The organism is Mycobacterium sp. AT1, from assembly GCF_002043095.1.
Lineage (GTDB): Bacteria > Actinomycetota > Actinomycetes > Mycobacteriales > Mycobacteriaceae > Mycobacterium.
Map to the genome: position 1 here is coordinate 1 of NZ_MVOC01000014.1, position 11827 is coordinate 11827.

Genomic DNA, 11827 nt, shown 5'->3' on the forward strand with positions numbered 1-11827 from the left:
TAGAGGTCGTCGACGACCTCGGTGACCAGATCGGTGAGACTCTCCACCAGCGTCACGTGAGAGTCGGAGTCGCCGGCGACACCCAGCGACTTCAGCACCAGTTGGCAGAACTGGTGGGTGGTGGCGATCGTCGCGGCGTCGAAGTCTGCCAACGCATCTCGCAGGTTTCGCTTGCGGTCGGCGCGCTCGGTGTCGGTACCCGTGATCAGGTAGTCGACCAACTCGTTGGCACCGGCCGGGGGTGGGTCGTCGAAAGCCGCTGCCGCGTCGGTGATCTGGCGACGGACCCGATCGCGCAGCTCCTGGCTGGCCGCCCTGCCGAAGGTGATGAGCAGCATCTGGTCGAGCGTGGCCACCCCGTCGGCGACGTAGCGCGTCACCAATCCGGCGAGGGCGAACGTCTTGCCCGTTCCGGCGCTCGCCTCGAGCACCGTGGTCGACGCCGCGGCGGGGAGGTCGCCAAGCAGGTCGAAACGCTCCATCAGACGGTCACTTCCGCGCGCAGCATCGGCAGCCAGAGCCGGGCCGAGTAGGCGCCGAGTCGATGCGTCTCGCCGTCGACCTCCTCGCCGGGCCGCAGGGGCTGCATGAGCTCCTTGAGCCAGGCGTTCGCGCCCCAGGCCCGAACCTGGGCGGGGTCCTGATCCTCGGCGGGATACATGCCCGACTTCCACCGGAAGGAGGCCTCCCGTTCTGGGTCGCCACCCTCGAGGCGGGCGCTCGCCCACGCGTAGGACGTCTTCACGGGCAGCGGCAGCGGCTCGCGGCGACCGGCGTCGTAGATCTTGACTAGATCTCCGAGAATGTCCACCGCCGGCTGCCGCGGTTGCCCGAGACCCCGCTGGCTTGGCCGGGTCGACCGCCGAGCCCGCCCGATGCAGATGGCCGTCCAGTCCCGGTCGGGATGCTGGGCGTACAACGCCAGCAACGGAATCCACGACGCGAGCAGGTGCTTGCCGTCGAGCTTGGAGTAGGTGACCGAGACCAGGTGGTCGTCGAAGACTGGCGACACGGTGCCCGTCAACCGGCGTCCGGCACCCAGGTCGACGTCCACGTCGTAGGCCTCCGCGTCGGCCGTGCGATGGGCCAGCGCCGTGCTGGCGAGCGTGGTCGCCTGCTCGCGCAGTTCGCCGGCCTTGCGCCACCCCAGCTGCCCCGGCGGCAGGGTGCCCCGGCGCCACTCTGCCTGCCGGGCGTCGTCGGGGCTCATGCCACGCAACATGTCGGTGAGCATTCGGTCGCCGACCGCCCACTGCTCGAGGGCATCTATGTCGACCGAGATTTCGTCGGAGACACCGTCGACGTCCCAGGGCAGGGTGTACTCCAGCGCGCGAAAGAACCCCTTCACCGGATCCTTGAAGAAGCCAACCAGATCGGCCAGCGCGACGTCGTCGTGCGGCTGGGCGGGCAGCGGGCCGGAGACGAACTTCGGTTGGTCGCGACGCTCGCTGCTGCTGGCCTTGGCGGCCTTGAGCACCGTGGAGTCGAAGGTGAACGGCACGCCGGGCACCAGCTTGCCGGGAATGACGTTGCGAATGTCGAAGGGCTGCAACGGGTGATGCACGACGACCCGGTCTCGGACACGTTGCGGCGTCGTGGCGTCCAGGGCGTCGAGCAGCTCGGCCAGCGGCACCGCCGGCGGCCGCGGTTGTCCGGAGTTGGCGTTGGCACCGGTGTAGGTGATCACCAACTTCTCGGTGGCCGCGCCGACGGCGTCGAGCAGCAGTTGCCGGTCCTCGGATCGACTGTCGCGCTCACCGGTCAACGGGCTGCGGGCCAGCACGTCGTCTCCGTCGGTGACGCCCTGGCGGGGAAAGACTCCGTCGTCGAGACCGACCAGACAGACCACCCGGTGCGGCACCGACCGCATCGGCACCATCGTGCACACCGTCAGCGTGCCGGTGCGGAAGTTGGCCCTGGTCGGCCGGCCGGCGAGGTGACGTTCCAGCAGCGCCTTGACGTCGGGCAGACGCAGCACGGTATTCGCCCGCGGCCCGGCGTCGTTGAGCACCCGACCGAATTCGCGCTGCATCTGACTGGTCTGCCACGCATCGGCGTCGTCCACCCTGGTCATCATCGTGATGCCCTCGGTCAGCGCGTGCAGCCAGTGCTCGAGCGGATGGTCGCCGGTGAGCGCGGTGACGGTGCGCTCCAACCGGTCCACGAACTCGGCGAGCTGTCCGGCGAGCTCCACGCGGTTGCTGCCGACGTCGTCCAGCGGCAGGGTGGCCCCGACCCAGGCGTGCGCGTCGTCGGACATGGCGACCCCGGCGAGCACCCTGTCGACGCCGAAACGCCATGTGTTGTGGACGAAGTCGACGCCGTAGGGCTGCCGATGCTCCTGGTCGAACCCCCAGCGGACGTTCGCCTGGCGCACCCAACGGGTGATGTCCTCGAGGTTGTCGTCGGTGAAGCCGAAGCGGGCCCGCACCGGGGCGGACTGGGCGAGGTTGAGCACCTCGCTGGCGGTCACCCGGCTGCCGGCCAGCGCGAGCAGTTGGGACGCGACGCCCAGCAGCGGATTCGTTTGCACCAGTGAACGATCCGCGAGCCGCATCCGCAGCTGGTGGGCCGGGTGGGCGCCGCGCAGCACGTCGCCGAGGCCGAAGTCGGCGTTGATCAGCGGCGCGTATGCCTCGACGTCGGGGCACATGACCAGGATGTCGCGGGGCTCCAGCGTCGGGTCGTCGGCGAGTAGGCCCAGGAGCACCTCCCGCAGCACGTCGACCTGCCTGGCCTGACCGTGGCATGCATGCACCTGGACGGACCGGTCGGTTGCCGTCACCGTCCGCCCCGGTGGCCGAACGGTATTCGCGGCGATGTCGGACTGCAACCAGCCCAGCAGGGTGTCGGGATGTTCGCGGTTGCCGAGGCTCTCGTCGGTGGCGAGGTCGGTGGGCAGGATCATCTGCAACTCGCGCAGATCCCTGCCGAGGGTGGCGAGCAGCGGATGGTGCACGGCGCGATGGCTGGCGTCGTCGCGACGGGGGACGGGACCGCGGGTCCCCGCCAGGGCGCGCCACATGTCGTCGCTGGGATGCGGCAGCCACAGGTGCACGTCGTGGTGGGTCGACAGCGCGTCGACGAGCTCGATCTCGGTGATCGGCAACCTGGTGTGGCCGAACAGGGACAGCCGCGGCGGCAGGTCCGACGGCGACTTGCGAAGGCGGGCAACGGTTTCGTGGTGGCGCACGTGCGGAGGATCGGCGTCGACCCGGTCGACGAGCGCCTGCCACAGCGGAGGTTGCCAGCCGAGGTCGGCGTCGAGGTCGACGGTGCCGTCGCGCCAGTCGGCGAGCAACTGCGGGCGTTGTCGGGCATACGACGCGAACAGTCCCGCGATCCTACGGGCCACGGAGTAGCGCCTGCCCTGCCACAGCTCCTTCTCCTCGCCGGTGGCGAAGTGGCCGAGGTGGGTGGCCAGCGTCCGGCACCACGGCTGGTCGAGGCTCTCGTCGACGACCTCCAGCAGCGGCCACACCATGGCGTCCGGCGACCAGGGATCGTCGTCGGCGGTGCCGGTTATCTCGGCGATGAGAGAGTGCGGGTTCCTGAACTGGACCCCCGCACACACACCGTCGGCACCCGTACCGCGGCCGAGGACGTGGGACAGGCGCTGGCTCAGCCACCGCTCGACGCCGCGGGCGGGCACCAGGACCAGTTCCATCGCGAAGGGATCGTCGAGGGGTCGGCTGAGGAGGGCGCCAAGACCGTCGGCGAGGAGGTCGGTCCGTTCGGCGCGGTGAAGGTGAAGCGACATTTGACGTCAGCCTAGGGGGCACCGCCGACACGGGTCGCGGCAATTCCCATCGATCCTGCCGCAGGTTCACAGTGAGTGTCCAGAAATGCCGCCTACCGTAATCGGCGGAGCTTCCCCCAGCTCCACAGATGGCTCGGCCCCGTCACGACCTCCCCCCTGTGGTGACGGGGCCGAGATCGTCTATAGGGTCCATGGCGATGGCCGACCAACCGCTCAGGGACCACATCCTTCGACGTGCCGCTGCCGACGACGACCTTGGCGCACGTGCGCGGCTGGTGGTGTCCGCCGCGTGGCACGACCTGCCCGCCGACGCCCCGCTGAGCGCGGCCACGGATCGGGTCGACGCCCAGGTCGAGCTGTTGGAGCGACATCACGCCACCGCCTCGACCGCACCGGATGCCGACGACGTCGAACGAGCTTGTGCGGCAATGCGTTCGGCGGCCAGCGGGCAGACAGAAGCGGAACGTGTCGCGGACGCCCTCTCCGCCGACCGCATCCAGTTCCTCGAGACCAGCCTGGAGTTCCGCGACCGGCACGGGACGCAACCGTGCCCGGTGTGCACGGCGAGTGCGCTGGACGACGAGTGGGTGGGGCGGGCGCGCGCCGCGCTGGCCACGGAGAAGGACGCCGCGAGCGCGTTGCGGGTCGCCAGGTCCGCGGCGCACCGCACCCGACAGGCTTTGTCGGCGCTGGTCCGCGCGGTGCAGGCACCACCAGCCGAGGACGCCGGGCTGTCGGAGATCGTCGCCGCCCGTGTCGCGCACCAGTCGTTCGCGACGCTGCCGACCGACGACGACGGCGCGCTGGCCGATCACGTCGCCGGGGCGCTACCCGAGCTCTCGGCGGCCTACGGCGCGCTCGGGACGGCCGCTGCTGCTGAGTTGGCGGCCGCCCGCGAAGCGCAGACGTGGCTGCAGGGGTTCCCGTTCCCCCGCGAGCATGAGGGCCATTTATGTCTGGTCGCGGGAAGGGCGGGCTAGCTGCGGGCGAACTCCTCGGGCAGGCCGTCGATGCCCGCCTGAATCGCTGCGATCGCGTCCGTCCTGGCCTTGAGCTTGCTGGCCCGGTGCGCCTTGGGGTTCAACCCGGCGGCGGCCTCGGCGGCCACGTCGTGGGCGCGGGCCAGCACGTTGCCGTCCTCGACGATCTCGTCCAGCCAGCCGGCGCGCACCGCATCCTCGCCGGTGAACACTGCCGCCATCGACACTGCGCGCTGAAAGGCCGAGCGCGTCAATCTGTTTCGCATGATCTCGATGGCCGAGATCGGCAGCACCATCCCGATCGCCACCTCGTTGGCCTGGCACCGCGAGCTGGGCGACCCGACCCGGTGGTCACCGCTCAGCATCAGGAAGGACCCCATGGCGATGGCCGGACCCGTCGCCGCCATGATCACCGGAACCGGGAAGCTCAGCAGCCGGATCGACAGCTCGAACCCGCCGGAGAGCATGCCGAGCGCGGCGGCGGCGTCACCGGAGTTGAAGACGCTGAGGTCGAAGCCCGCGCTGAACACCCGCGAGTTGCCTGCGATGACGACGGCCTTGACCTCGCCGTCGCCGGCGGCCTTCTCCGCGCGGTCGAGCGCGGAGTTGAGGTTCTGCTGCATGGCCGGCGACAGCACGTTGACCTTGCCGTCGTCGAGCGTGATCGTGGCGACGGATTCGGTCTGCTCGTAGGCAACGGTGCTTGTCATGAGCCGATCGTACTTAGCGTGTGTGCGCCGAATGGCGGCCAGTCGACCCGTTCTTCTGAACCCACGGGAGGTCGAGCTCGGTGGTCTCGTCGAACTGCCGCGTGCGCCAGCGGTCCTGGGTTTCGGCCGCGGCCTTGTTCATCCGGTCGATCTCGGCGCGGAAGACGTCGGGCTGGGTCTCCTTGGACGCGTAATGGAAGTACGACAGCACGCTGCGCAGGAGTTCGAGCTTCTGCTTCTCGCGCTTGGCCAGGTCGTGGGTGGTCATCAGCTCGATGCGCTGCACCGGCTGTAGGGTGCCCCAGTCGAGACGGAACTTCGTCTCGAAGGTCCCCCTCTTGTTCCACTGTCCGGCCTTCTTCGCCTTGGAGTTGGGACGCGGTCGGTCCGAGTAGGTGAGCGTGCCGTCGAACCGGTCCTGGATCGCCCCGCCGAGCTCCGCGCGACTAATGGCGGAGTCCCACACCGTTCGCCACTCCTGCCCCGGGGCTAAGCACAGCAGTTCGCTGGGCAGGTCGAGCTCGGCCACCTCGGGCGGACGGTCGGGCTGGGCGTCTTCGTAGGCGGCGACGGTCGGATGGTTGGCGAAGTCGAGGCGGATGTCGTGGGCTGCGGTCTGGCCGAAGTTGCGCACCACCAGTTCGATCACGTGCCAGTCGGAGGCGTGCGGTTCCATGAACATCGAGACCTGGGGGCGCACCTGTTCGATCTTGAGCTGACGGTTGCGCTTGAGCTGCCGGTTTGCCCACACCAGGACGACGATGCCGAGCGCGAGGGCGGCCCACGCGGCAATCGCCAGCCAACCCCCGGATCCGAGGTTGCTCAGATCGATGAGCCGATCGTTGATCCAGTCCACTGCGCCCCTGCCTCATTGCATTGCGTTTGCCCGAGACTTTAGTGCGTCCCTGACGACCGCGTAAACTCCAGGCGGCGAGCCTGTTAGCCGACTGTCAATAGTTCGAATCCGGCGAGAGTTCCGGCAGGACGTTTGCCATGCCATTTGCTCGGTGGCCGGTCGGTGGAATGCGCCGGCGCCCACCCGCGTCGGAGCGTCGTGAGGTGACCTCGACCGTCGCGGAATGCCTTGTCCGGCAGCAGCTTTCGATTCCAAGCGGGGCGGGGTGGCGACTTTTCGTTTTACGCGGCGATTTACCCCCGTGCTGATAACATTGCTGCGCAAATGAGCACGGCCGATTCTGAACCCCATGGCGGTGGGCCTGCGCCCTTGCGTCTGGCTTTCCTGACCGAGCTCTACCATCCACACGTCGGCGGCCAGGAAGTCTTCTTCCAGGAGCTTGCCGAGGCATTGGTCCGACGCGGACATGCCGTGGACGTCTTTTGCATCACCCACGACGCCGCGCTGCCCGCCAGCGAATGGGTGAACGGGGTAAACGTCCATCGCAGCCAGGGCAGTGGCGTCTACCCGCGGCCGGTGATTCCGTTCCTCCGCCGCAACTGGTCCGACATCTTCCGCTACAGCGCCGAGGTGCGACGGATCGCCGCAGGCGGTCGATACGACTTTCACCTGCTGAACCAGTGGCCGCTGTTCCACGTGCCCGCGCTGAGCAAACGGGCGCGGGCACGCAGCGCCATCCACTGGTGCGAAGTGCGCACCGCCGACCCCGTGATGGTCCTGCAACGGGTGTTCCCGCGGATGGTCGCGACCAACTTCGCCGTCGGGGAGGCCGTCGCCGCCGAGATCGGTCGCCAGTCCGGACGGGACTTCACGGTCCTGCCGAGCGGCATCGAACTCGACCGTTACCGGTCGGCTGACCGCAGCACCCGCTCCGGGGTGCTCTACGTCGGACGGCTGGCCCCGCACAAGAACATGCCGCTGCTGGTCGACGCGTTCGACCTCGCCGTCGCCCGCGGTCTGGCCGGCGATCTGACCATCGCCGGTGACGGGCCGTCGCGAGCCGACGTCGCCGAGTATGCGAGCCGCTCGCCCAACGCGGCGCGGATCAAGGTGCTCGGCTCGGTATCGGAGGCGCAGAAGATCGAACTCCTCTCGCGCGCTTCGGTTCTGGGGATGCCGAGCACCCGCGAAGGGTTCCCCCGGGTGATCGCCGAGGCCATGGCGAGCGGGCTTCCCGTCGTCACGCCCAGCTTCGAGGAGAACGGCGGCAAGGACGTGGTGGCGCAGTACGGTGCGGGCATCGTGTGTGGCACCGCGCCTGCCGACCTCGCCGAGGCCCTGTTGGCCGCCGAAGCCGGATGGGACGGTTTCTCCCGGGCGGGGCTCGACGGCGCGACGTCGCTGGACTGGTCGGGCATCGCGGCGACGTTCGAAACCCGGGTCCGGCAGACGATCCCGACATGACCTGTAACGGAAGACGATTCGAGGAGTGCCCATGCGCGTAGCGGTGACCGGTGGTGCCGGCTTCGTCGGCAGGGAGCTGGTGCGTGCCCTGCAACCCAAGGCCGAGGTATTGGTGGCCGACCGCCTGCGCTACGGCATGCCCGACTGGCTGGCGAGCCCGCCCGACGGTGTCCGCCTCAGCCAGGTCGACATCCGCGACGCCGCGGCGATCCGCGGGGTGATCGAGGAGTTCCGACCCGACGCGGTGGTGCATCTGGCGGCGATCCACTACATCCCGGAATGCGACGCCGATCCGCCGCTTGCGGTGTCCACCAACGTCGCAGGCACCGTGAACGTGCTGGCGGCCTGCCCGCCGGGGACCCGCTTCGTCTTCGCCAGCAGCGGTGCGGTCTACGAGCCCGACGAGGCGCCGCACCAGGAGCTGGTGTCCTCGCTGAAGCCCGCCGACATCTACGGCATCACCAAGCTGCAGGGCGAGGCCTACGTGCGCGCGTTCGCCGCCGACCACGGCCTGTCCTGCGGGATCGTGCGCCTGTTCAACGTCATCGGTCCCGGCGAGACCAACCCCCATCTGCTGCCTGCGATCATCGCCCAGTTGCGGGACGGGGCGACGTCGATCGACCTCGGCAACACCTGGCCCAAGCGGGACTACATCGACGTGCGTGACGCCGCGGCCGGATTTGCCGCGGTCGCACTGGGCGCGAACCCGCCCGGCGTGGCGTGCGAGGTGGTCAATCTCGGCAGCGGCCAGCAGTATTCGGTCGACGACATCCTCGGACGCATGCGGTCGGTGCTGGGGTTGCAGTTCGAGGTGCGCCAAGATCCGAAGCGCATGAGGGCGGTCGACCGCCCGTTCCTCGGCGCCGACATCTCCCGCATCAGGGACGTCTTCGGGTGGGCCCCGGCCAATGACGTCGACTCCACGCTCGAACGGACCTGGGCCACCCCCGACTTCCTGCCGGACCTGCAGGGGCGGCTGACATAGCTGGGCACGCTCGGGTCGACCTGCTGTTCGACGCCCGACACATCCGGCAGAGTGGCATCGGTACCTACCTCAGTACCGAATTGCCGCATCTGGAGGACGTCTTCGCCGAACGGGGGTTGTCCCTGGCCGTGCTCGTCGACCGGGACAAGATGCCGGCACTGCGGCCGACCACCATGGTCGTCGAGTCCCGACCGGTGAACGCGCCGATGTACTCCAGGGGAGAGCAGCAGGCCTGGAACGCCGCGCTGAACTCCACGCGGCCCCTGGCGATCTGGGTGCCGCACTATCCCTTTCCGCTGGCACTGCTGCGGCCGCGCAACCGGCGAACGCGACTGTTCGTGACGGTGCATGATCTGCTGCACGTGCAGGAAGGTCATGTCACCGGCCAGAATTCGGCGTTCCGCGCCTACGCGCGCACCATGCTGAAGGCCGACGTGCACAGGGCCACCAGGATATTCACCCCATCGCACTCCACGGCCGCGTCGCTGGCGGCGGTGGCTCCGACCGCGCCGGTGACTGTGACGCCCCTCGCGGTCGACGAAGCGTGGTTCGCCCCCGTCGACCCCGCCGCGTCGCCGGTGCCGGGGCGCTACGTGCTCTACGTCGGAAACACCAAGTGGCACAAGAACTTGACGGTGTTGCTCAAGGCGTTCGGCGAGGTCGCGCATGGACTGCCGCAGAACCTGGTGATCGCAGGAGGGGGCGCGTTGGTCAAGAACTCCGACGCGCGGGTCGACCAGCTCGCCGGCGACCAGGCGGACCGGGTGCGCATCGTCGGGCGGGTCGACTTCGCGGCCTTGCGCGCGCTGGTCGCCGGTGCGGACCTGCTGGTGATGCCGTCGCTGTACGAGGGAGTCGGCCTGCCACCGCTGGAGGCGATGGCCTCGCGGACTGCCGTCCTCGCCTCGGGCATTCCCTCGCTGCGGGAGACGTGCGGCGACGGGGCGGACTACTTCGGTCCTCACGATCACCGCGCGCTTGGCGAGCTGCTGCGCAGGTACTGCACCGACGACTCCGCCCGCGCCGACCTCGCCGACCGCGGCTGGGCACGTGTCACGCAACGGCAGTCGGGCATCTCGCTCACCGCGGCCGCCGAGGCCGTCTGCGCCGAACTGGCGGGAGTCTCGCCGTGACCCATCCGAGGATCGGCATCGCGGTCACCACCGTCGGTCGCTGGAACGACCTTCGGGAATTGCTCGGCGACCTGGCCCGGCAGACCCGACCGCCGCAGGCCGTCGCGATCGCTCATCACGATCCGGGCGCCGCCGACGAGCTGGAGGCGTTGGTTCAGTCGTTCGCCGACACGTTGGCGATCAGCACCGTCGTCAGCCCGCGCGGAATCTCCAACGGTCGCAACGCTGCCGCCGCACTGCTCGGCGACGACGTCGACTGGCTCTACTTCCCCAACGACACCAGCCGCGTCGACGACGACTTCCTGGAACGCGTCGGCCGCCACGCCACGCCCGAGGTGACGGTGTGCGCGGTGCAGCTGGTCGACTCCGAGGGGCCGCGAAACATGCTGCCCGCGCACGGTTCTCCGATGACTCGACGCAACGTGTGGGGTGCCATCGAACCGGCGACCCTGTTCAGCAGGGAGGCCTTCGAGCGCGTCGGCCGCTTCAACCCGGCGCTGGGATCGGGCGCTGGCACGCCGTGGCAGGCGGGGGAGGGCACCGACCTGCTGCTGCGCATGTCACGCCTGGACACCTTCGCCATCGAGTGGATCCCCGACATCGAGGTGCGCGCGCACACCGAGTTCTCGCACCTGACGCCGGAGGAACGCCGCCGCAAGATCCGGTTCTACGGGCGCGGGAGCGGCTATGTGTACCGCAGCTGGGACTATCCGGCCTGGGACAAGTTTCGGCACGTCTTCGGAGCCGCCTTGGCCCCGCTGCTGAAGCGCGACAAGTTCCAGCCGCGAGATGGCTTGGCGCTGATGGTCGGCCGTGCCGAAGGGGTGCTCGGGCGCGTTGCCGGCGGCAATCGGGACCACCGGGCCGTCGTCCGGTGACGACGTGGCGTCGGCGTCTGGCGCAGGTGGCGTCGGTACTGGTGGTCGGCGTCGCCGCGGTGTCGTGCCAGGCGGCACCGGCGAAGGTGGAGACCGGGATGACGGTGCACCTGCGTGGCGCCGACGCGGCGTCCCTCACCCGGCAGTTCGACCTCATGGCCGACATGCACGTGACCTGGGTGCGGGTGGACGTCGACTGGTCGGTGGTGGAACCCGCACGGGGACAGTTCGATTGGAGCTATCCCGACACACTCGTCGACGCGGCCACCGCTCACGGCATGAAGGTGCTGATCGTCGTGGCGTTCAGCCCGGCGTGGACGCGCGCGGTCGCGGCAAGCCCCAACGACAAGGCCAAGGCCAGCCATCTGCGGCCCGACCAGATCTCGGACTTCGCCGACTTCGCGCGGCTCGCCGCCGAGCGCTACGCCCCCCGCGGCGTGGGTGGGTGGGAGATATGGAACGAACCCAACAGCACCAAGTTCTGGCCCCCGACACCCGACGCCGACGAGTACGGCCGGCTGTTCCGGGCGGCTGCGACGGCTATTCGCGGCGTCGACCCGAAGGCGACCCTGCTGATCGGTGGCCTCGCTCCCTGGTATGCCGGACCAGAGGCGGGGGTGACCCCGGCGGACTACCTGGACCGGCTCTACGTCAACGGGACGGCGCAGCTCGCCGACGCGGTTGCCGTGCACCCGTACAGCTTTCCGGCGCTGCCGATGGACGCAAGCCCGAAGAACGTCATCGGCGGGTTCGCCGACCTGCCTGCGCTGCACGGCGTGATGGTCAAACACGACGACGGCGACACGAAGATCTGGATCACCGAATTCGGTGCGCCAACCGGGACCGGGCCGAACGCGGTGTCGGAGGCCGACCAGGCCAAGGCGCTGGTGCAGGCGCGCGACCAGGTCCTCGGCTGGGACTGGGCGGGACCGCTGATCTACTACGAACTGGTCGACGGGGGAACGGATGCGGGCGAGATCGAGGAGAACTTCGGCGTTCTCCGCGAGGACCTGTCCCTCAAGCCGGCGGCCGTCGCGCTGATGGACGACGAGAAGAAGTGA

The 11827-nt window shown here is 69.3% G+C and carries 10 protein-coding genes; 6 read left to right on the forward strand and 4 right to left on the reverse strand.

The annotated features are described in order from the left end of the window. A partial coding sequence (locus B1790_RS07635; RefSeq protein WP_158083787.1) for a UvrD-helicase domain-containing protein occupies positions 1–482 on the reverse strand: 482 nt, incomplete at its 3' end. Further along, positions 482–3760: an exodeoxyribonuclease V subunit gamma gene (gene recC, locus B1790_RS07640; protein ID WP_079922624.1), complete on the reverse strand. Its 3279-nt coding sequence runs from the start codon at positions 3758–3760 to the stop codon at positions 482–484. The genes recC and B1790_RS07635, both read right to left, overlap by 1 nt. A 197-nt stretch (positions 3761–3957) precedes the next feature. Here recC and B1790_RS07645 point away from each other — a divergent pair, with 197 nt between their 5' ends. Continuing rightward, on the forward strand, positions 3958–4740 hold the full coding sequence (locus tag B1790_RS07645; RefSeq protein ID WP_142271124.1) for a hypothetical protein: 783 nt from the start codon (positions 3958–3960) through the stop codon (positions 4738–4740). On the opposite strand, the gene B1790_RS07650 is transcribed toward B1790_RS07645, so the two are convergent. Then, positions 4737–5450 carry a crotonase/enoyl-CoA hydratase family protein gene (locus B1790_RS07650; RefSeq protein ID WP_079922626.1) on the reverse strand — a complete coding sequence of 238 codons (714 nt, stop codon included), beginning with the start codon at positions 5448–5450 and terminating at the stop codon, positions 4737–4739. The two genes, B1790_RS07645 and B1790_RS07650, sit on opposite strands and share 4 nt — an antisense overlap. 13 nt (positions 5451–5463) lie before the next feature. Continuing rightward, positions 5464–6306, reverse strand: coding sequence for a hypothetical protein (locus B1790_RS07655; protein WP_079922627.1), 843 nt, complete (start codon positions 6304–6306; stop codon positions 5464–5466). 324 nt (positions 6307–6630) lie between these two features. Between B1790_RS07655 and B1790_RS07660 the strand changes: the two genes are divergently transcribed. The 5 genes from B1790_RS07660 to B1790_RS07680 all read left to right on the forward strand — a co-directional run bounded on the left by B1790_RS07660 (position 6631) and on the right by B1790_RS07680 (position 11827). Then, on the forward strand, positions 6631–7770 hold the full coding sequence (locus tag B1790_RS07660; protein ID WP_233164991.1) for a glycosyltransferase family 4 protein: 1140 nt from the start codon (positions 6631–6633) through the stop codon (positions 7768–7770). A 31-nt stretch (positions 7771–7801) separates the two neighbouring features. After that, a complete protein-coding gene (locus tag B1790_RS07665) occupies positions 7802–8755 on the forward strand; it encodes an NAD(P)-dependent oxidoreductase (RefSeq protein ID WP_079922629.1) in 954 nt (317 codons plus the stop codon). Between the two features lie 80 nt (positions 8756–8835). Further along, complete coding sequence (locus B1790_RS07670) at positions 8836–9888, forward strand: glycosyltransferase family 1 protein (protein ID WP_233164992.1); 1053 nt, start codon at positions 8836–8838, stop codon at positions 9886–9888. After that, positions 9885–10766 carry a glycosyltransferase family 2 protein gene (locus B1790_RS07675; RefSeq protein WP_233164993.1) on the forward strand — a complete coding sequence of 294 codons (882 nt, stop codon included), beginning with the start codon at positions 9885–9887 and terminating at the stop codon, positions 10764–10766. The genes B1790_RS07670 and B1790_RS07675 overlap by 4 nt, the downstream gene beginning before the upstream one ends. Continuing rightward, on the forward strand, positions 10763–11827 hold the full coding sequence (locus B1790_RS07680) for a cellulase family glycosylhydrolase (protein WP_233164994.1): 1065 nt from the start codon (positions 10763–10765) through the stop codon (positions 11825–11827). Before B1790_RS07675 ends, B1790_RS07680 begins: the two co-directional genes overlap by 4 nt.